We start from the raw sequence: 19,348 nt of genomic DNA on the forward strand, positions 1-19,348 counted from the left end.
GTTTCAGTCCTCCGCAACGTTGTAGACGCGCAGGCGATGCCCGTCGGGGTCGGCTGCAACAAAGGTGCGGCCGAAATCCAGGTTGGTCGGCGGCAAGAGGATGGTCGCGCCCTTGACTTGCCATTCGGCGTGAAGCGTATCGACCTTATCAGCTGTCGCGACTTTGAAGCCGACGTCGCAGCCGCCGCCCGTGGCAGCCGGCGCCGGCTCCACGCCCGCTTTGCCCCAAAGTCCCAGGGCCAGACCCGAAGGCAGGATGAACATGGCGAAGGTCGGGCTGAACTCAACTGGATTCTGCCCGAGCAGTCGGCCATAAAAGCCGGCGCTTTTTGGCACGTCGGCTACGAAAAGTAGAATGCTGTTGCTGTCGATCATTGGTGAGCCTCCTGTTTGGGTCAGGAGGATCGTCTACAGAGACATGCTGACAGATTCTGGCAGTAGCATTCGCCTCTGCCACCGTTCAATCCGGTCAAGTTTCGCACGTCCCGGAGTGGATTTATGCGTCCGCCGTCGCATCCGCGGTGCCCGCCAGCAGATCATCCTCGAAGGGATCGACGGCGCGCTTCGGCTTGACCAGCGGTTCGGGACGGACCGGGTGGGAAAACAGCATGTCGCGCCCGGCCTGCAGCCCTTCGGAAACCTGCAGCGCCAGGCGGGCCTCGTCGCGCTTGCGGATATCCTCGCCGATTTCGTAGGCGTCGACCTCGGAAACGCCGAGCGCCTCCAGCGTCCGCCGCCCGAAGAGCAGGCCGGATTCCAGCGTTTCACGCAGCTCGTAATCGACGCCCTTGTTGCGCAGTTCGATGGAATGGATGCGGTCGTAGGAGCGCACATAGAGCCTTGTGTGCGGATAATCCGCCTGCACCAGCTCGACCACCTTGTCGGTGACTTCCTTCTTCTGGGTGCAGACGAGCACGATCTTTGCCCGGTCGATGCCGGCCGAGCGCAGCACGTCCTTGCGGGTGCCGTCGCCGAAATAGATGCGGAAGCCGAAGGAGGAGGCCTGGCGGATGCGGTCGGCCGAAAATTCGATGACGGTGACGCTGCGTCCGCCGGCAAGCAGGATCTGGGCGGCGATCTGGCCGAAACGCGAGAATCCGACCATCAGCACGTCGGCGCCCGCGCCCTCGAAATCCTCGTCCAGCTCCTCCCGTTCGTCGCCGTTGAGCAGCCGTTTCGAAAGCGCCGCCCCGATCGGCGTCAGCGCCATCGACAGCGTCACGATCGCGACCAGCAGCGATGCCGTGCTCGTCGACATCAGTCCGGTCGTACCCGCGGCGGTGAACAGCACGAAACCGAATTCGCCGCCCTGCGGCAGCAGGAAGGCGATGCGGATCGCATCGTCGTGTGGCGAGCCCGAGACCCGGCAGAGCCCGTAGATGATGATCGCCTTGACGGCCATGACGATCGGCACGGCGACGATGACGAAGAGCCCGTTGTCGAAGAGAACGTCGAGCTGCAGCGACAGGCCGACGGCGATGAAGAAGATGGCGAGCAGCACGCCGCGGAACGGCTCGATATCCGCCTCCAACTCGTGCCGGTAGGAGGATTCGGCCAGCATCACGCCGGACAGGAAGGCGCCCATCGCCATCGAAAGTCCGGCAAGCTGCATCAGGCTCGCCGATCCCATGACGACGAAGAGCGCAGCGGCGATCATTGCCTCGCGCGCGCCGGTCCGGGCGATGATCTGAAAGAGCGGCGTCAGCAGGTAGCGCCCCGCAACGATCATCGCCGCGACCGCGCCGACGGCCACGGTGAAATCCAGGAGCGGCGCGTTGCTGCCTTTGCCACCGCCGTCGAGAATGGTGATCAGCGCCAAGAGCGGCACGATCGCCAGATCCTGGAACAGAAGCATGGAGAAGGAGCGCTGCCCGTATCGCGTATTGACGTCGCCGTCACCTTCGAGGATCTGCATGGCAAAGGCCGTCGAAGACAGCGCCAGGCCAAATCCGGCAACGATGCTGCCGCGCCAGTCGAGAACGCCTGAAAGCCACGCCAGCGCGGTCAGCGCCAGCCCGCTTGCCACCACCTGCGCCGTGCCGAGGCCGAAAATGTCACGCCGCATCTGCCAGAGGCGCGAGGGTTTCAGCTCCAGTCCGATGATGAAAAGCAGGAAGACGACGCCGAGCTCGGCGACGGCGAGGATCTGTTCGCCATCGGTGATCCCGTGGAAGACAGGGCCGATGACGATGCCGGCGGCGAGATAGCCGAGCACCGTGCCGAGCCCCAGCTTCTTGAAGATCGGCGCGGCGACCACGGCTCCGCCGAGCAGCAGGATCGTTTCGGAAAAAAGGGCATTGGGCGCTGACATGCTGGCAATTTCTTTCAACGGCGGGAAGCGAGCAAGCAGCCCCGATAAAGAATCGGTGGCGGCGGCCTTGATGCTTGGGAGAGTGCACAATAAATGGAAGCCGAAGGAAAGGCCAAATCATGTCCTCTGAAATTGATTCCTCGACACTTCTTTCCCGCGCAAGTCAACTGATCGATCTGGCAAGGAAGGCAGGGGCCGATGCCGCCGACGCCGTCGTCGTCCGGTCGCGCTCGCAATCGGTGAGCGTCCGCCTCGGCAAGGTCGAGGGCACGGAATCTTCCGAAAGCGACGACTTTTCCCTGCGCGTCTTCATCGGCAAGCGCGTCGCCAGCGTTTCGGCCAATCCGGGCTTCGATCTCCAGGCGCTGGCCGAGCGCGCCGTCGCCATGGCCAAGGTTTCGCCGGAAGATCCCTTCGCCTGCCTGGCGGATGAGGCGAGCCTGTCGAAAGCCTATCCCGACCTGCAATTGCTCGACACCACCGAGGTCTCCTCCGAACTGCTGCGCGAGGCGGCTCTTGCCGCCGAAGCCGCAGCCCTTGCGGTCAAGGGCGTCACCAATTCCTCCGGCGCCGGTGCGTCGGCCGGCATGGGCGGCCTCGTTCTTGCCACTTCGCACGGTTTCGAGGGCAGTTACATGGCCTCGCGTTTCGGCCATTCCGTCAGCGTCATCGCCGGCGAAGGCACTGGCATGGAGCGCGACTATGATTACGACAGCCGCCTTTATTACGCCGAGCTCGACGATCCCGCCGAAATCGGCCGTCGGGCCGGGGAGCGGGTGATCAAGCGGATCAATCCGCGTCAGGTGCCGACCGGCAAGGACGTCACCGTCATCTTCGACCCGCGTGTCGCCCGCGGCTTCGTCGGCCATATCGCCGGTGCGATCAATGGTGCTGCCGTCGCCCGCAAATCGAGCTTCCTGCGCGACAGGATGGGTCAGCAGGTGTTGAAGTCAGGCCTGTCGATCACCGACGATCCCTTGATCGTGCGTGGGCCCTCCTCGCGGCCTTTCGACGGCGAGGGCGTGTCCGGCGAGCGGCTTGTCATGATCGAGGACGGCGTGTTGAAACACTGGTTCCTTTCGACCTCGACGGCGCGTGAATTGGGTCTTACGACCAACGGCCGCGGCGTGCGCGGCGGCACATCAGTCTCGCCTTCCTCCAGCAACCTTGCCTTGGAACCCGGCGACATCTCGCCGGAGGAGCTGATCCGCAGCGTCGGCAACGGTTTTTATGTCACCGAATTGATCGGCCACGGTGTCAACATGATCACCGGCGAATACAGCCGCGGCGCCACCGGCTTCTGGATCGAGAACGGCGAACTGACTTTCCCGGTTTCCGAGGTGACGATCGCCTCGAACCTCAAGGACATGTTCATGCGCCTGACGCCGGCAAACGACATCGATCGCAAGTTCGGCGTCGCGGCCCCCACCTTTGCCATCGAAGGCATGACGCTTGCAGGGCGCTAGAGCATGATGCCGAAAAGTGTGCGCGGTTTTCGGACGACATCATGCTCTCATGATAGTTCAGAAACGGATTGATCTGATGAGCGACATGGAGAAAGCCCGCTGGCAGAGCGATCTCACGCTGATCGTCGATGCTGCGAAGGAGGCGGGTGCCGTCGCTTTCGGCTTCTTCAACCAGTCTCCGGAAGTCTGGTGGAAGAATGACGACCGCTCGCCCGTCAGCGCCGCCGATTTCGCCGCCAACAAGACGCTCGAGACTATTCTGCGCAAGGCCCGGCCGGATTATGGCTGGCTGTCTGAGGAAACCGACGACGATGCCGACCGTCTCTCACGCGAGACCTTGTTCATCATCGATCCGATCGACGGCACGCGCGCCTTCCTCGGCGGCCAGAAGGTCTGGTGCGTCAGCGTCGCGGTGGTTCATCGCGGCCGGCCGGTCGCCGGCGTGCTCTATGCCCCGGCGCTCGAAGAGCTCTATGAGGCGGTCGAGGGCGGCGTGGCGCTGAAGAACGGCGTGCCCTTCACCGTCTCTGTCGCCGACCCGGAGGAAATGAGCCGTCTTGCGATCGGCGAAGACTTGCTGAAGACCTTGCCGTCGGAATTCCAGGAGCGGGTGACGCGCGAGAAATACATCCCTTCGCTGGCCTATCGCATTGCCATGGTGGCGGACGGTCGTCTCGAAGGCACCTTCGTCAAGGCCAATTCACATGATTGGGACCTTGCCGCCGCCGATCTGATCCTCGCCTGCGCCGGCGGCGGTCTCGTCGATCTCGAAGGCCGGGCGGTCGTCTACAACAGCGTCGAAGTCACCCACAAGGTCCTCTGTGCGGGTCCGACGCCCCGCCTCGGCGAATTCCTCGCGGCCTTTGCAGGACGACGAGACAGTTGACGTTTCCGTCAAAATCCCGCAGATGGGATGGCGGAGGAGAATAGGCAGAAAGAGAAGAAAAAATGACTGAATCCGGTGACAAGAAGCAGCTTTTGCATCTCGTTTTTGGCGGCGAACTGGAAAGCCTCGATGACGTCCAGTTCCGTGATCTGAAGGGTCTCGATATCGTCGGCATTTTCCCGGATTATGCCACGGCGCTGACGGCCTGGAAGTCGAAGGCGCAGCAGACGGTCGACAATGCGCATATGCGCTACTTCATCGTCCACATGCATCGTTTGCTCGATCCGCAGGAAAAGGCCAAGGGCAACTGACCTCGGCCACGAAGCTGAGTCAGGGACCTCGGCCAGGAGCTTCGGCCGGGCACCTCGGGATGTGCCGCCGGCGCGACCGCTCGTCGAGCGGGCTTTCGTGCATCGGGCGCCGTCGATCCGGATTGGTCGATCCGGATTGTTTGACGCATTCTGAACAAATTGATCGGCCATTGCGGCCGCAACGATAATTAGGGAATGGGTGTGATGTCGATCGGTTTTGATCGGAGGCTGGCGCAATGAGCTCCCGGATGGCGCGGTTCGGTCTGAGCGCATACCGTCTGGCGGGAACCGTGGCCTCTCCGGTCGTCGGCCTCTATATCACCTACCGCACCGCCAAGGGTAAGGAAGACCGGGCGCGCCGCCTGGAGCGCTTCGGTTATCCGAGCGCCAACCGGCCGCAGGGTCCGCTCGTCTGGTTCCATGCCGCAAGCGTCGGGGAAACCAATGCCGTCATCCCGCTGATCCGTGAAATCCGCCGCCGCGATATCCATGTCATCCTGACGACCGGCACCATCACCTCCGCCAAGCTCGCCGCCGAGCGCCTCGGCCAGGAGGCGATCCATCAATATGTGCCGCTCGACCTGAAACCCTCCGTCAGCCGCTTCCTCGATTATTGGCAGCCCGACTGCGCCATCATCGCCGAATCCGAGATCTGGCCGGCAACAGTGCTGGAGCTTGGCCGCCGCCGCATTCCGCAGATCCTGATCAATGCCCGCATGTCGGATCGCTCCTTTGCCCGCTGGCGCCGCCGCCCGGCGATCGCCGAAGCCTTGTTCGAGAATCTTGCCCTCGTCATTGCCCAGTCGGATGTCGATGCCGAACGTTTTCGCGATCTCGGCGCTGTCCCGGTCATCACCTCGGGCAATCTGAAGGTCGATACCGACGCACCGCCTTATGACAGCGCCGTCCTGGCCCGCTATAAGAAGCAGATTGGCGACCGCAAGACCTGGGCGGCGATCTCGACCTTCGACGGCGAGGAGAATGCCGCCGCCATCGTTCATCGGGCGCTCAAGGAGCGTGATCATCAATTGACGATCATCGTGCCGCGTCATCCCGAGCGCAGCGACGAGATCGAGGCGGCTCTGGTCAAGCAGGGGCTGAAGGTCGCCCGCCGCACCCGCGACGATGTCTTGTCCGCCGATGTCGATATCTTCCTCGGCGATACGATCGGCGAAATGGGCCTCTATTTGCGACTGACGGAAATCGCTTTCGTCGGCCGCTCGCTCTTTGCCGAAGGCGGCCAGAATCCGCTGGAGCCTGCCATGCTCGGCTGCGCCATTCTTTCCGGCGGCCATGTGCAGAACTTCCGCGATGCCTATCAGAAGCTTGCCCGCAGCGGCAGCGCCCGCATGGTGCGCGATACCGAAATGCTGGCCAAGGGCGTGCACTACCTGCTGATCAACGACGAAGCCCGCCGCAATATGATCGAGGCCGGCATCACCGCCGTGCACGAGATGCGCGGTGCGCTGACGGCGACAGTGAAGGGGCTGGAGCCCTACATCAACCCGTTGACGGTGAAGGCGCGGCTGCTGCCCAAGGCCGTGGCCCAGCTCTGAGGAACGAAGATGTCGGCAGCCGCCCCCATCAAAGGCATTCTTTTCGATAAGGACGGCACGCTGCTCGACTATGACGAGAGCTGGCTGCCGGTAAACCGCGAGCTGGCTCGCATCGCCGCGGAAGGGGATCCGCTTCTCGCCGACCGGCTGCTTGCCGCCTGCGGCATGGATCCGGTGACCGGTCATATCGTTCCCGACAGCCTGCTTGCCGCCGGCAATACCCGCCAGATCGCCGAGGGCCTCGTGGCCGCCGGCTCGATGGTCGATGTCGGCGAACTGACGGTGCGCCTCGACGCGCTCTTTTCCAGCGCCGCCGAATTTTCCGTGCCGGTAACCGACCTTGCCGGCTTCTTTTCCCGGCTGCATCGGCGCGGCTTCAAGCTCGGCGTCGCCTCCAGCGACAATGAGCGGTCAATCCGCCAGACGGCGGAGCGCTTCGGTTTTGCCGGCTATATCGACTACATCGCCGGCTATGACAGCGGTTTCGGCGTCAAGCCGGAACCGGGCATGGTGCTCGGCTTCTGCGCCGCGACCGGTCTTTCGCCTGAAGAGGTCGCCATGGTCGGCGACAACAATCACGATCTGCACATGGGCCTGAATGCCGGGACGGGGCTGAGGATCGCGGTGCTGACCGGCACCGGTTCGCGGGATTCGCTTGCGGCCGCCGCCCATCACGTGCTCGACGATATCACCGCCATCGAGACGCTTTTGCCGGACCTGCAGCCGGCCTGACCGGTAAGGGCTTGCATTTTTTCAGGTTTTGGCTTCTCAATCCAGCCGATCGAAAAGCAGGGGACCGGCTGCGGCTGGAGCAATTCCAGCAAAAGTGCACAGCGGTTTTGCCGGGAAGAGCGCGTAGCGACTTCCCAGGAATGGCGTGAGAACAAGGCCGGCAGGGGAGCGGGACGGCAAGATGATATCCGAAGCGCCGCCGTTCTGGTGGAGGAAAGCCGATTGGCGAGCCTGGCTGCTGCTGCCGCTTTCTTTTGTCTATGGCCGCATCGCCGGCCACCGCATGGCCCATGCGCGCCGCGCCTCTGTTCCAGTTCCGGTCATCTGCGTCGGCAATTTCACCGTCGGCGGCGCCGGCAAGACGCCGACGGCGCTGACGATCGCCCGTGCCGCCAAGGCGAAGGGGCTGAAGCCCGGTTTTCTCAGCAGGGGTTACGGCGGTTCGCTCGATGTGACCGCCGTCGTCGATCCCGATCATCACCGGGCGGTTGCCGTCGGCGACGAGCCGTTGCTGCTTGCCCAGGAGGCGCTGACGGTGATTTCCCGAAGGCGTGTCGAGGGTGCTGCGCGCCTGGTGGCGGAGGGCGCCGATCTCATCATCATGGATGACGGGTTCCAGAGTGCCCGGCTGGCGATCGATTATGCCCTGCTCGTCATCGATGCGACCCGCGGCCTCGGCAACGGCCATATCGTGCCGGGCGGCCCTGTGCGAGCGCCGATCCGCCAGCAGCTGCGTCATGCGACGGCGCTGCTGAAGGTCGGCGGAGGCAATGCGGCCGACAGGATCGTCCGCATGGCGGCGCGGGCGGCAAAGCCCTATTTCACCGCATCGCTGAAAGTGCGGGGCGACAATACGCTCGCCGGCACGAAGGTGCTCGCCTTCGCCGGCATCGCCGATCCTTCGAAATTCTTCCGCACAGTGGAATCACGCGGCGCCGAAATCACGGTCGCCAAATCCTTCGGCGACCACGAGCACCTGACCGAGGAAGAGATCGACGACATCCTGACGACCGCCGAGCACCAGGGCCTTCTGATCGTCACCACCTCCAAGGATTTCGTCCGCCTCTCCGGCCATCCTGGCAAGGCAGCCCGGCTCGCCGAAAAGAGCCGGGTGATAGAGGTCGACATGGTGTTCGACGATCACCTCGCGCCCAGTCTCATCATCGACCGGGCGATCATTGCCTGTCGCGAGCGGCGCCTGCGGGAAATGAAGCCTGCCAGCCAGGGCAATCCAGGAAAAGCTGAGCCGCAGTTTTAAAGTGATAGAGGGCTTAACGCCGTTGGTTCGGCAGCACGCCGGCGCGTTTGTCGGCATCGATGGCCGAGATCACGTCGGCATAGGGCTCCTGCCGGGCGACGCTCCAGTAGCGCAACTCGTCGAGCGGGATCTGTTTCCCCGTCATCGCGCAGACGACATAGGAGCCGGGCGAGAGAATCTGGAAATCGCCATCGAGATACCGGATCTTCGCCTCGCGGTTTCCGTGCCCTTCGAACAAATTCATGCGCTCCGTTCCCTGCAGTCTGTCATTAGAGCATGTCGCACAAAAGTGTGCCGCGGTTTTGCGATCACGACATGCGGAACACCAAAGATCCGAAGCGTGGCAAGCGAATCTGAAAGATTCGCGACACGCTTTAGTCTGCCATACTCTCGAAAGGGCTGCTTTTCCAGCTTTTTTAGCTTCTGCCGAAAAGCCGCTCGATATCGCTGAGCTTCAATTCGATATAGGTCGGCCGGCCGTGATTGCACTGGCCGGAGCCGGGCGTCACTTCCATTTCCCGCAGCAGCGCGTTCATTTCCTCCGGCCGCAGCCGCCGTCCGGAGCGCACCGATCCGTGGCAGGCCATGGTCGCCGCCACATATTCGAGCTTGGCCGACAGGCCCGACGCCGTATCCCATTCGGCGATCTCATCGGCAAGCTGGCGGATCAGGCCATGCGCATCGACCTCGCCGAGCATCGCCGGCGTCTCGCGCACGGCGATCGCCCCGGGGCCGAAACGCTCGATCGCCAGGCCGAGTTCGGAAAGCTCCGCCGCATGCTGCATCAGCCGGTCGCAATCCTCTTCCGGAATGTCGATGATCTCGGGGATGAGCAGCACCTGCGAAGCGAGCCGCTTCGAATGCAGCGCCTTGCGCATCGCCTCGAAGACCAGCCGCTCGTGCGCGGCATGCTGGTCGACGATCACCAGCCCGTCCTCGGTCTGGGCGACGATGTAATTTGCGTGGATCTGCGCCCGCGCCGCGCCGAGCGGATAGCGCGCGGTTGCTTCGGGGGCGGCCGGCTGCGGCGAAAACTGCGGCTCGGCCCGCGCCGTCGGCATCGACAGCCCGTCGAAGGACGCCTGCGGCCGTTCGCTGAGACCCGTTGCCGGCTGATAAGGCCGGAAGGGCGAGGTCTCGGCCGACCATGGCGCCTGCGGCCGCTGCGCCTGCGGCTGGAAGCCGGGGCGGAAGGAGCGCAGCATGTCGCTCGCCCCGGTCGTTGCCGCCCGACTGCCGTCGCGGGCCAAGGCCTCACGGATGGCGCCGACGATCAGGCCGCGCACCAGACCCGGGTCGCGGAACCGCACGTCGGATTTTGCCGGATGCACGTTGACGTCGACAAGAGCGGGATCGAGCGTGATCGACAGCACCGCCACCGGATGGCGTCCGGAAGGGATCGTCTCGGCATAGGCGCCGCGGATCGCCGAGAGGATCAGCTTATCCTGCACCGGCCGACCATTGACGAAGGCGTACTGATGGGCGGAATTGCCGCGATTGAAGGTCGGCACGCCGGCAAAACCGGTGAGCGAGATCTCCTCGCGCACGGCGTCGAGCGCAATGCCGTTGTCGCGGAATTCCTTGCCGAGCACCTGCGCCATGCGCGCCAGGTGATCGTCGCCGGTCGCCGGAAATTCCAGCGTCGTGCGGTCCGAGCCCGACAGCACGAAGCGTACGGCGGGAAAGGCGATCGCCATGCGCTTGACGATCTCGGTGATGGCGCCGGCCTCGGCCTTCTCCGTCTTCAGGAATTTGAGCCGGGCCGGTGTGGCGAAGAACAGGTCGCGCACTTCGACGATCGTGCCGGGATTGGCGGCGGCCGGCCTGATATGCGCGATTTTGCCGCCGGCGACAGCGATCTCGTGGCCGCCGGCGCTGTCGCGCCTGCGGCTGGCGATGCTGAGCCTGGCGACAGAGCCGATCGAGGGCAGCGCCTCGCCGCGGAAGCCGAGTGTGCGGATGTCCTCGAGCGTCTCCGATATCTTCGAGGTGCAGTGGCGCCTGACCGCCAGTTCCAGATCGGCCGCGTCCATGCCCGAGCCGTTGTCGCTGACGCGCAGCAGCGCCTTGCCGCCGCCTGATGTGGCGATCTCGATGCGGGTCGCGCCCGCGTCGAGCGCGTTTTCGATCAGTTCCTTGGCAGCGCTCGCCGGCCGTTCGATGACTTCGCCGGCGGCAATCTGGTTGATGAGCGTTTCGGAGAGCTGTCTGATGGCCATGGGCTATTTTCGGGGATTCGCGGGCTGGAGGGAAGGGGTTGGCGCAAGCTTTCCCTAGGCGTGATCGGGGGCCTCCCCCAAGATCGGGGGGCGCCGCTGCATAATTTCACCCTTAAATCGGAATCGATCTAAGGATGAAATTATGCAGCAGTTCAAAGTGTTACAGCGTCCTCTGCGCGGCTGGAAAAGACGCGCGGCGCTGTATTGTTAAGCCGGTTTTAACATAAAAATGGCATTTCTATTCATATACCTCCGGAAGCTGCGAAATCGAACAGATGTGGGACGCAATAGCATGAGTGCCGGCTTCGAAAAGGCGGACACATCATCAGAAATCGATGGGACCTCCGTCGAGGCCGATCTGCAGACGGCGCTATTCGATGTGGTGTGCGACAGCCTTTCCGCAGCTTTCATCATCTACGACAAAAACGACCATCTGATCTTTGCAAGCCGCCAGACGCTGGAGTTCTTCCCGCTACCGCCGGAGATGCTGAAGCCGGGCACCCGGCTTCGCGATTTCCTCGGGGCGATGTATGACACCGGCATTCGTCAGCAATATGCTGCGAAGCAGGGCGGCTCGCTCAGCCGCGAGGACTGGCTGTCGCAGAAAATCGCCTCGCATTGGCGCGAGCGCTTCGAATCCGTCGAGCGCCATGGCGCCGACAGCTGGGTCCGCTTCGTCAAGCGCAGGCTGCCGGGCGGTTACGGCGTTACCATCATCTCCGACATTTCCGAGGACAAGAAGCGCGAGGAGCAATGGCGTTCGGATCTGGAGCGCGTACAGCTGACCGAGGACATTCTCGACAATCTGCCGTTCCCGCTCTTCGTCAAGGACCGCAATCTCACCTATGTGGCCGTCAATCTCGCCTTCTGCGAAAAATATCAGACGACCGCCGACGAGGTGCTCGGGCGCAAGAGTGGCGATCTCTTCTCACCGGAGATCGCCAAGCGCTTTGAGGAAAGCGATCGTCATGTGCTGGAGACCGGCGAAATGTCGGTCTCGCGCCAACGACAGATCTCCCGCGACGGCATCGAGCGCGACATCGTCAGCCGCAAGCACCGTATCGGCAAGCCCGGCCGCTATTTCCTGGTGTCGACCACGCAGGACCTGCCGCGCGACGGCGCCGATCTCGACGAGTTCGGCCGGGCCTCGGCGATCACCACGTCAAGCAATCAAAGCTACCGCCGAGCCTATGTGCCGGTGCCGAGCGCCGTCGAGCGCCGCGAACCGGCGGCAATGGAAGCGATCGTTCCGGAGAATTTCTCGGGCCGCAAGGTCCTCGTCGTCACGGCCGACCTCGCCGCCGAGACCGCCGCGCTGCGGACCCTGTCGAAATACGGCTTCGAATCCTGCTCGGTCCGCGGCGAGGACGAAGAGGAGCGCTTCCTGGAAATCGCCACCTCCTCCGGCATCTCGCTCGATCTCCTGATCATCGACAATCAGATGGGCATGCGCTGCCTCGAACTCGCCGAGCAATACGGCATCCCGGCGCTGGTCATGGACGGTTTCCAGATCGCCAACGAGCTCACCTTCCAGATCGCCCGCCATTTCAATCGCAACAGCCGCAGTGCTGCCGGTTCGGATACGGATTGGGAAATCAGCATCTCCGACGACGTGGTCGGCCTGCAGGTTCTCGTGGCCGAGGACAATGATATCAACCAGATCGTTTTTTCGCAGATCCTCGAAGGCCTGGGCTACAGCCATATGATCGCGGCGACCGGCGACGAGGTCGTGCGGATGTGGGCCGAACACCGGCCGCAGATCGTGCTGATGGATATTTCCCTGCCGGGCTTCAACGGCTTCGAGGCAGCGCGTCTCATCCGGCAGATGGAGGAAACCGGTGGCGGAGCCCGCACCCCGATCATCGGCGTGCTCACCCAAGCCTTCGAGCGCGACCGCGCCGAATGCGTCAAATCAGGCATGGACGACGTCATCATGAAACCCGTCAGCCCCGACATGCTGGAGACCGTATTTCAGAAGTACCTGATGGATGAGGCCGTGCGGGCGCGAGGCTAGGCGGAGAGCCCCGTCAATTCCCTAAATTTTGGGGCGGTTCAGGCGGCAGAAGCCGATGATTTACTATCGAATTGTTAAGACATGCCGGTCATTCTTTGCATGGCTCCGGAGGAAAGCTCGGGTTTGGATGATAAAATCGGCGGACATAGCCTTCTTGACCGTCGGTCAGAACGAGCTTCAGGCGATGGCCTATACCGATCCGCTGACCGGATTGGGAAACCGCAATCGCATGCGCGACAAGGTCTTGCAGATCTCTTCCGAGCGTGCCAGCGACCCGGCCCCCTTCACCATCGGCATCGCCAATCTCGACAGTTTCAAACCGATCAACGATCTCTTCGGCTCGGCAGCCGGCGATGAAATCCTTTGCCAGGTCGCCCACCGCCTCAAGGCTTGTATTCCCGATGGTGCATTGGTCACCCGTCATGATGGTGACGAATTCGCTTTCGTGCTGCCGCTGATTTTCGAGCGGGCGAGTGCCGAGAAATTCGGTCAGATGATCCGCGAGGTTCTGTCGGCTCCCTATGACCTCGGTGACCGCAACGTCCGTCTCTCCGCTTCCCTCGGCTTCTCCATCTATCCCTTCGCCGGAGAGGATTGCGATGAACTGCTGAAGAGCGCCGAAACCGCCCTCTACCGTTCCAAGCGCCGCGGTCGCGGCCAGATCACCGTCTACTCGCGCGAGATCGCCCAGGAGATGAAGCGCGCGACGCAGCTGGAGCAGGCGCTCAGAAACGCCATCATCTCCGATGCGATCGATGTGCATTTCCAGCCGATCGTCTCGCTGTCCAACAACCAGGTCGTCGGTTTCGAGGCGCTCGCCCGCTGGAACGATCCCGATCTCGGCTTCGTCCCGCCCGGCGTCTTCGTGCCGCTCGCCGAAGAGCGCGGCTTCATCGACGCGCTGTCGGAAGCACTGCTGCGCAAAGCCGCCGAAGCCGCCCTTTCCTGGCCACGCGACCTCTTCCTGTCGTTCAATCTCTCCTCGGCTCAGCTGATGGATCCGGGCACCAGCGGCAGCATCCTGTCGATCCTCGGCCGCGTCGGCTTCGATCCCCATCGCCTGGAGCTGGAGATCACCGAGACCGCGGTGATGAGCTCGGCCGATACCGCCCATCGCATCATCGCCGATCTGCGCGCCGCCGGCGTGCGCATCTCTCTCGACGATTTCGGCACCGGCCAGTCGAGCCTCGGGCGCCTGCGCGACTTCATCTTCGACAAGATCAAGATCGACCGGGCCTTCGTCTCACGCATCAATTCCGACCGCGCCTCCGAACATATCATCAAGGCGATCCTGACCATGTGCGAGGGTCTGGAGCTGGAGGTCGTGGCGGAAGGGATCGAGGATTATGCCGAGGCGGTGAAGCTGCGCACGCTCGGCTGCGGCATGGGCCAGGGCTATCACTTCGGCCGTCCGGCCGACGGTATCGCCACGCTGCGCTTCCTGCACGAGAACTATTACGATCCGACCATGGTGGAGCGGGTCAGCGCATAAAGCGATGGCGCCCCTAGGAGCGCCATCGCCTACGCTATACTACCGCGCGTGGTTTACTTGACCCCGGTCTACTTGGCCGTGGTCGAGCCTGTTGACGTGGCGTCGGTCGGCAGGGCGGTACCGGTGGCCGGTGCCTTTTCAGCCGACTGCATGGCCAGCGTCTTGAACTCAGGTGCGGCCTTCAGCGATTCAGCCGTTTCGCTTGTCGTCAGCTTGACGCTGCCGTCCTGGGTGTTCTGGGCGACGGTGATCTTGTCCATCGGCACGGCGACGTTCTTTTCGCCGATACCGAGGAAGCCGCCGACGCCGACGATCGCGGCAACCAAGCCGCCATCCTTCTTCATGATCAGGTCGTTGACGCTGCCGATACTTTCATTGTTGCCGTTATAGACCGACTGGCCGATATAAGTATTGGCGCTGATCTGATCAGGAGCCTGTTCGGTGATATAGCCGGCCTGAGCCGTGTCTGTCGTCGCGGCCGGGGCGGGAGCCTGTGCGGCATCGCCTGCGGGCTTGGTGACGTCAGGAGTGATCGGCGGCTTCGGGGCTGCCGGATCGGCAGGCGCCGCTTGGGTCGGAGCGGCGGGATCCGCCGGCTGCGGGGCCGTCTGTGAGAATGCCGCCGGTGCGAAAGCCGTGGCAAACAGCGCGCCAGCGGCAACGGTCGTCAAGAGTTTGCGTGTCATTTCGAACCTACCTTCAGTTCCCTAGAGTGATCGCTGACCCGGCAATATCTGTGTGATTGCCGCGCCGGTTCGAAGGGAAAATGACTGGTGGGCCGATTGGTTCCGGTTGAAAACACGGAAAATTTCTCGATTCTCACGGAACATTTGTCGAAGAACTGCTGCAAAAACGAGAAAAGGCGCCCCGGTCGGGAGCGCCTCTGGAGGTCGTTGGCAAAGCCGGATTCAGATCACATAGACCGGATCGAACGCGCCTTTGACCTCGATGCCGAGTTCCAGAAGCGCGCCGGCGCTCGGCTGGGCCGAACGGGCATTTTCATCCAGCCCTTCCCAGGCGGTGGTGACCGCCAGCCGCTCGGCATTGACGCCGATGAAGGCGGGGCAGGAGGGCTGGACGGCAGGAACCTTGTAGCGGGAGATGCGCAGGCCATCGGGATTGTAGCGGTCGACGACGCCCGCACCCCAGCGTGCGTTCCAGATATAACCATCGGCATCGACCACCGAGCCGTCGATGTCGCCGGGCTCGTTCATGCTGTCGACGAGCACGATCGGCTCGCCCGAGGGCAGGCCGGTCTGCGGATCGACCATGACCCGCATCAGCCGGTTGATGCGGGAATCCGTATAATAGCCGACCGTGCCGTCCGGCGAGAAGCAGATCGAATTCGGGATGCTGATGCCGTTGAAGATCTTCGTCACCTTGCCGCTGGCGACATGATAGATGGCGCCGGCCTGGTTTTCCGCCCGCTTGCTCATCGTGCCGATCCAGAGTGCACCGCAAGGATGGGTGCGGCCGTCGTTCGAACGGTTTTCCGGCCTGTCGTTTTCGAGCGCGGCGTAGAAGGTGAGGTTGCCGCTGGCCACGTCGCGCACGAAAAGCCCTTCCTCCGTCGCGATCAGCTGCCGTCCGGCGTCGATGCGGGCAAGTACGCTCGCCATCACAGGCAGCGGATGCACCTTTTTCGCGCCTGTCGAAAGATTGAGCTCGTGCAGTTCCTTGCCCAGGATGTTGAACCACCAGACGGTATTGCTGTCCGGATCATAGGTCGGGCCTTCGCCGAGGACGGAATTGGTGTTGCAAAGGGTTTTGCCCTCGAACTCATAAATATCGGTCATACGCTCACGCTCCCAATGGCTGCATCATAGGCGTAAATGGTCGCCTTGGCGCGCTCGGCAACCTCTGACGCGGTCATTCCGGGTTTGTAGATGCTGGTGCCGAGGCCGAAGGCGAAGATGCCGGCCTTGGTATAATCGCCGAAGTTCTTGTCCGATACGCCGCCGACGGCGGCAATCGTGAGTTCCGGCGGCAGGATGGCCCGGATCGCCGTGATCCCGGAAGGACCAAGCACGCTTGCCGGAAAGAATTTGAGACCGGTGGCGCCGGCGCGTGCTGCCGCCAGCGCCTCGGTCGGGGTAAAGACACCCGGCATCGTCACCATGCCGTATCCGCGCGCCCGGATGATTACCTCAGGCTCGACATTCGGCGTGACGAGCAGCTTGCCGCCGGCAGCATGCAGGCTGTCGACCGCCTCGACCGTCAGCACAGTGCCGGCGCCGATCAGCACGTCTGCCGGCGCCATCTTCGCGGCGATCTCGATGGATTTGAACGGTTCGGGCGAGTTGAGTGGGATCTCGATCGCCGTCAGGCCGTTTTCGATCAAGGCGCCGACGACGCTTTCGGTCTCTTCAGGCCTGATGCCGCGAAGGATGGCGATCAGCGGACGCTTCATGTCGGGGAAGGGGATACGGGTCATTGTGTCAGCTTTCTCAATTCGGCCAGATGGCTTCGGCGGCAGCCGAAAGCCCGCGGCGCACGGCGGCGTCGGCGTCGATGGCGGTGAAGGCAAGGGCGAGGGTTTTGAAAGCCTGTTCATAGAGCGCCTGCAGGCGCCCGGAGGCAACGAGGGTGATGTCTGAGTTGGCCGCATCCTGCAGTGCCCCGGCGATTTCGAGGCCGATCAGCGTGCCGGAAAGCCGGGCTTGCGCGGCAGCGGCTGAAATGCCGTGCAGGAGCTGGCCCGAGCGGGCCGTGAACAGCAGGTTGGAGGCAAGGGCCGGGCGCGCGAAAGCCGCCGAGACCGCCGCCTCGAAGGCCGCCGCATCCGCCGGCTGCTCTTCCGCCCCCGCAACCGCATGCGACAGGATCGTGTGTTTGCTGATGACGTCGAAAAGCTCGCCGGTCATGAAGGTCGAAAAGCCGGTAACTTTGCCGTCCGTCACATGCACCCATTTCGAATGCGTGCCGGGCATGCAGACCGCCTGCGCTCCGGAGCTTGCGCGGCCGAGCGCGCCGAGCAGCTGGGTTTCCTCGCCGCGCATGACGTCGGGTGTGGCGATATCCCGCTGGGCAAGGCCCGGCAGGATGCGGATGTCGCGGCTTTCGCCGGGCACGGAGACCGCCCCGGTGAGGATCGCGGCGAGCGGCGCCGGCACGTCGATATAACCGGCCTCGACCCAGCCTTGCCTGGCGCCGGCCATGCCGCAGACGATCACCGGCAGGTTTTCCGGCGCTTCGATGGCAGCGAGATGGCTGGCAAGCACGGTGGAAAAGCCGGTCTTTGCGGCGCTCGTCATACCTTCGCCGCTGCGGCGTTCGGCACGGACGGTGCCGTCCCGGTCGATCAGCCAGAGCCGGAAGCTGCTGGTGCCCCAGTCCACCGCGACATAAGCGGGATTTGCCATTACAGAACGCCTCCATCGACAATCAGGGACTGGGCGGTCATCGCCGCCGCGCAGTCGGATGCAAGAAACAGGCAGGGACCGACGATCGCATCGGGCTTGAGTGCGACTTTCAGGCACTGGTCCTCGACCGAACTCGCAATGCTCTCCTCGGTGAGCCAGAGCTGCATCTGCCGCTCGGTGACGACCATGCCGGGCAGGATGCAGTTGACGCGGATATTCTCCGGCCCGAGCCTGCCCGCCATGCTCTTCGTCAGCCCGACGACCGCAGCCTTGGCCGCCGCATAGGCGGGAAAGCCGCCCATGTTCAGCTTGAAGGCGATTGACGACATATTGATGATCGCCCCGCCGCCGGCCGTCCGCATCGACGGCACGACTGCCTGCGAGGTAAAGAACACATGCCTGAGGTTCACTGCCTGGTTGTTGTCCCAATAGGCTTCGGTCACCGCGTCGAATTCATGGCGGTCGTCCCAGGCGGCATTGTTGACCAGCACGCGGATCGGTCCGGACCGCGCAACGACGGTATCGACCGTGCGCCGGATCGCCTCGATGTCGCGCAGGTCGGCATGGTGAAAGGAAACCGGATGCGCCGTCTCGCGCGACAGCCTTTCGGCGAGCTCGCGGCCTGCGGTCTCGGCGATATCGATGAACGACACCTTGGCGCCCTGGCGCGCGAAACCTTCGACGATCGCAGCGCCGATGCCCGATCCGCCGCCGGTCACGAGCACGGCTCGGTCCTTGAACTCGGGAAATTGTGCTGTTGGCATCATGGTCACTGTCATCGCCAGCGGCGCCTCCCGATCTTATCGCTGTTCCATTATTTGGAACCTAATTTGACTATATGGAATTATCGAATTACACTGGCCTCTCTGTCAAGAGGTGGACGAGGCGATGAATTCAAACGGCGACCGGCCAGCACAGTCACGCGAAACCGGCACGCTCGGCAAACTGATGGTTCTGCTCGATCTCGTCACCCATGCCGATGCGCCGCTGCGTTTCACCGATATCCTGGCTCTTGCCGGCCAGCCGCGCGGCACGCTGCATCGCCAGTTGAGTCACCTGGTGGAGGAAGGCCTGCTCGAACTCGATGGCGACGGCCGTTATGCGCCGGGCCTGCGCCTGCTCGATTTCGCCGCGCGCAGCTGGGCGCGCAACGAATTTCGCCTGATTGCCGAGCCGCACCTCGCCGATCTGCAGCAGGCGACTGGCGAGACGGTGCATCTCGGCATTCTGAGAGGCCAGTCGATCATCTATCTCGACAAGGTCGAAGGCAGGCAGCCGGTGCGCATGTATTCGCAGATCGGCAATGCCTCGCCCTGTTACTGCACCGGCGTCGGCAAGGCGGCCCTGTCGCTGCTGCCGGCCGAGAGCCTCGTCGATCTCATCGCCGGCCTGAGCTTCACCAGCTTTACCGCCTCGACCCATGTCTCGGCCGAAACGCTGCTGGAAGAAATCCGCGAAATTGCCGATCAGGGCTTTGCCTTCGACCGTGAGGAGCACGAGGCCGGCATCCGTTGCGTTGCCGCACCCGTCTGGTCGGAGGATCGGACTTTTATTGGGGGCGTTTCGATCACCGGCCCGGCCTATCGCCTGTCGATGGAACTTCTGCGCCAATGGGCCGTTCCGGTTCAGCTGGCAGCTGGGAGGATCATGGAAGGCATGCGCGTCCGTCTGGGGCCGCGCCGCTGACGGAAAAAATCGCAGTCCGCCCGCCGCTGGACGCGATTGCAGAGCATGCTTATGG

18 protein-coding genes are annotated in these 19,348 nt (G+C 63.3%); 9 read left to right on the forward strand and 9 right to left on the reverse strand.

From position 1 onward, the window contains the following. Positions 1-3 precede the first annotated feature (3 nt). Both FHT75_RS06490 and FHT75_RS06495 read right to left on the reverse strand, forming a co-directional pair. Entirely contained in the window at positions 4-375 is a 372-nt protein-coding gene (locus FHT75_RS06490) for a VOC family protein (protein WP_063476414.1), read from the reverse strand. A 121-nt stretch (positions 376-496) separates the two neighbouring features. Continuing rightward, on the reverse strand, positions 497-2,311 hold the full coding sequence (locus FHT75_RS06495) for a monovalent cation:proton antiporter-2 (CPA2) family protein (RefSeq protein WP_063476415.1): 1,815 nt from the start codon (positions 2,309-2,311) through the stop codon (positions 497-499). Between the two features lie 119 nt (positions 2,312-2,430). On the opposite strand from FHT75_RS06495, the gene FHT75_RS06500 reads away from it, so the two are divergent. The 6 genes from FHT75_RS06500 (at position 2,431) to lpxK (ending at position 8,520) form a co-directional block, all read left to right on the forward strand. Next, positions 2,431-3,777, forward strand: coding sequence for a TldD/PmbA family protein (locus FHT75_RS06500; RefSeq protein WP_063476416.1), 1,347 nt, complete (start codon positions 2,431-2,433; stop codon positions 3,775-3,777). Positions 3,778-3,853: 76 nt separating this feature from the next. Continuing rightward, positions 3,854-4,663, forward strand: a complete 810-nt coding sequence (locus FHT75_RS06505) for a 3'(2'),5'-bisphosphate nucleotidase CysQ (RefSeq protein WP_063476417.1) — start codon at positions 3,854-3,856, stop codon at positions 4,661-4,663. A 62-nt stretch (positions 4,664-4,725) separates the two neighbouring features. Beyond that, positions 4,726-4,974 carry a DUF4170 domain-containing protein gene (locus FHT75_RS06510; protein ID WP_047613812.1) on the forward strand — a complete coding sequence of 83 codons (249 nt, stop codon included), beginning with the start codon at positions 4,726-4,728 and terminating at the stop codon, positions 4,972-4,974. A gap of 236 nt (positions 4,975-5,210) precedes the next feature. Continuing rightward, entirely contained in the window at positions 5,211-6,530 is a 1,320-nt protein-coding gene (gene waaA, locus FHT75_RS06515) for a lipid IV(A) 3-deoxy-D-manno-octulosonic acid transferase (protein WP_047613814.1), read from the forward strand. 9 nt (positions 6,531-6,539) lie between these two features. Further along, a complete protein-coding gene (locus tag FHT75_RS06520; RefSeq protein ID WP_063476418.1) occupies positions 6,540-7,262 on the forward strand; it encodes an HAD family hydrolase in 723 nt (240 codons plus the stop codon). A gap of 181 nt (positions 7,263-7,443) precedes the next feature. Next, a complete protein-coding gene (lpxK, locus tag FHT75_RS06525; RefSeq protein ID WP_063476419.1) occupies positions 7,444-8,520 on the forward strand; it encodes a tetraacyldisaccharide 4'-kinase in 1,077 nt (358 codons plus the stop codon). A gap of 13 nt (positions 8,521-8,533) precedes the next feature. Here lpxK and FHT75_RS06530 read toward each other — a convergent pair whose 3' ends face one another. Together FHT75_RS06530 and mutL are read right to left on the reverse strand one after the other, a co-directional pair. Continuing rightward, entirely contained in the window at positions 8,534-8,764 is a 231-nt protein-coding gene (locus tag FHT75_RS06530) for a DUF2093 domain-containing protein (RefSeq protein WP_003545832.1), read from the reverse strand. 172 nt (positions 8,765-8,936) lie between these two features. Continuing rightward, positions 8,937-10,739, reverse strand: a complete 1,803-nt coding sequence (mutL, locus tag FHT75_RS06535; protein ID WP_063476420.1) for a DNA mismatch repair endonuclease MutL — start codon at positions 10,737-10,739, stop codon at positions 8,937-8,939. A 292-nt stretch (positions 10,740-11,031) separates the two neighbouring features. Between mutL and FHT75_RS06540 the strand changes: the two genes are divergently transcribed. Together FHT75_RS06540 and FHT75_RS06545 are read left to right on the forward strand one after the other, a co-directional pair. Next, on the forward strand, positions 11,032-12,753 hold the full coding sequence (locus FHT75_RS06540; protein ID WP_063476421.1) for a response regulator: 1,722 nt from the start codon (positions 11,032-11,034) through the stop codon (positions 12,751-12,753). 127 nt (positions 12,754-12,880) lie between these two features. Then, complete coding sequence (locus FHT75_RS06545) at positions 12,881-14,245, forward strand: putative bifunctional diguanylate cyclase/phosphodiesterase (RefSeq protein WP_063476422.1); 1,365 nt, start codon at positions 12,881-12,883, stop codon at positions 14,243-14,245. A 68-nt stretch (positions 14,246-14,313) separates the two neighbouring features. Here the strand turns inward: FHT75_RS06545 and FHT75_RS06550 are convergent, their stop codons facing one another. The 5 genes from FHT75_RS06550 to FHT75_RS06570 all read right to left on the reverse strand — a co-directional run bounded on the left by FHT75_RS06550 (position 14,314) and on the right by FHT75_RS06570 (position 18,374). Further along, on the reverse strand, positions 14,314-14,931 hold the full coding sequence (locus FHT75_RS06550; RefSeq protein WP_063476423.1) for a PRC-barrel domain-containing protein: 618 nt from the start codon (positions 14,929-14,931) through the stop codon (positions 14,314-14,316). 222 nt (positions 14,932-15,153) lie between these two features. Further along, positions 15,154-16,041: an SMP-30/gluconolactonase/LRE family protein gene (locus tag FHT75_RS06555; RefSeq protein ID WP_063476424.1), complete on the reverse strand. Its 888-nt coding sequence runs from the start codon at positions 16,039-16,041 to the stop codon at positions 15,154-15,156. After that, positions 16,038-16,679, reverse strand: coding sequence for a 2-dehydro-3-deoxy-6-phosphogalactonate aldolase (locus FHT75_RS06560; RefSeq protein WP_028757735.1), 642 nt, complete (start codon positions 16,677-16,679; stop codon positions 16,038-16,040). The genes FHT75_RS06555 and FHT75_RS06560 overlap by 4 nt, the downstream gene beginning before the upstream one ends. 13 nt (positions 16,680-16,692) lie before the next feature. Next, a complete protein-coding gene (locus tag FHT75_RS06565) occupies positions 16,693-17,607 on the reverse strand; it encodes a 2-dehydro-3-deoxygalactonokinase (protein ID WP_063476426.1) in 915 nt (304 codons plus the stop codon). Next, on the reverse strand, positions 17,607-18,374 hold the full coding sequence (locus FHT75_RS06570) for an SDR family NAD(P)-dependent oxidoreductase (protein ID WP_174824453.1): 768 nt from the start codon (positions 18,372-18,374) through the stop codon (positions 17,607-17,609). The genes FHT75_RS06565 and FHT75_RS06570 overlap by 1 nt, the downstream gene beginning before the upstream one ends. A 121-nt stretch (positions 18,375-18,495) precedes the next feature. Between FHT75_RS06570 and FHT75_RS06575 the strand changes: the two genes are divergently transcribed. Further along, positions 18,496-19,293 carry an IclR family transcriptional regulator gene (locus FHT75_RS06575; RefSeq protein ID WP_063476689.1) on the forward strand — a complete coding sequence of 266 codons (798 nt, stop codon included), beginning with the start codon at positions 18,496-18,498 and terminating at the stop codon, positions 19,291-19,293. The last annotated feature ends 55 nt before the right edge of the window (positions 19,294-19,348 follow it).

Origin of the sequence: Rhizobium sp. BK112, from assembly GCF_014193215.1 — a bacterium.
In the GTDB taxonomy this organism is placed as follows: domain Bacteria; phylum Pseudomonadota; class Alphaproteobacteria; order Rhizobiales; family Rhizobiaceae; genus Rhizobium; species Rhizobium anhuiense.

Coding starts and splice junctions, on each gene's coding strand:
- FHT75_RS06490 (WP_063476414.1), bottom strand. CDS start 375: ATGATCGACAGCAACAGCATTCTACTTTTCGTAGCCGACGTGCCAAAA.
- FHT75_RS06495 (WP_063476415.1), bottom strand. CDS start 2,311: ATGTCAGCGCCCAATGCCCTTTTTTCCGAAACGATCCTGCTGCTCGGC.
- FHT75_RS06500 (WP_063476416.1), top strand. CDS start 2,431: ATGTCCTCTGAAATTGATTCCTCGACACTTCTTTCCCGCGCAAGTCAA.
- FHT75_RS06505 (WP_063476417.1), top strand. CDS start 3,854: ATGAGCGACATGGAGAAAGCCCGCTGGCAGAGCGATCTCACGCTGATC.
- FHT75_RS06510 (WP_047613812.1), top strand. CDS start 4,726: ATGACTGAATCCGGTGACAAGAAGCAGCTTTTGCATCTCGTTTTTGGC.
- waaA (WP_047613814.1), top strand. CDS start 5,211: ATGAGCTCCCGGATGGCGCGGTTCGGTCTGAGCGCATACCGTCTGGCG.
- FHT75_RS06520 (WP_063476418.1), top strand. CDS start 6,540: ATGTCGGCAGCCGCCCCCATCAAAGGCATTCTTTTCGATAAGGACGGC.
- lpxK (WP_063476419.1), top strand. CDS start 7,444: ATGATATCCGAAGCGCCGCCGTTCTGGTGGAGGAAAGCCGATTGGCGA.
- FHT75_RS06530 (WP_003545832.1), bottom strand. CDS start 8,764: ATGAATTTGTTCGAAGGGCACGGAAACCGCGAGGCGAAGATCCGGTAT.
- mutL (WP_063476420.1), bottom strand. CDS start 10,739: ATGGCCATCAGACAGCTCTCCGAAACGCTCATCAACCAGATTGCCGCC.
- FHT75_RS06540 (WP_063476421.1), top strand. CDS start 11,032: ATGAGTGCCGGCTTCGAAAAGGCGGACACATCATCAGAAATCGATGGG.
- FHT75_RS06545 (WP_063476422.1), top strand. CDS start 12,881: ATGATAAAATCGGCGGACATAGCCTTCTTGACCGTCGGTCAGAACGAG.
- FHT75_RS06550 (WP_063476423.1), bottom strand. CDS start 14,931: ATGACACGCAAACTCTTGACGACCGTTGCCGCTGGCGCGCTGTTTGCC.
- FHT75_RS06555 (WP_063476424.1), bottom strand. CDS start 16,041: ATGACCGATATTTATGAGTTCGAGGGCAAAACCCTTTGCAACACCAAT.
- FHT75_RS06560 (WP_028757735.1), bottom strand. CDS start 16,679: ATGACCCGTATCCCCTTCCCCGACATGAAGCGTCCGCTGATCGCCATC.
- FHT75_RS06565 (WP_063476426.1), bottom strand. CDS start 17,607: ATGGCAAATCCCGCTTATGTCGCGGTGGACTGGGGCACCAGCAGCTTC.
- FHT75_RS06570 (WP_174824453.1), bottom strand. CDS start 18,374: ATGATGCCAACAGCACAATTTCCCGAGTTCAAGGACCGAGCCGTGCTC.
- FHT75_RS06575 (WP_063476689.1), top strand. CDS start 18,496: ATGAATTCAAACGGCGACCGGCCAGCACAGTCACGCGAAACCGGCACG.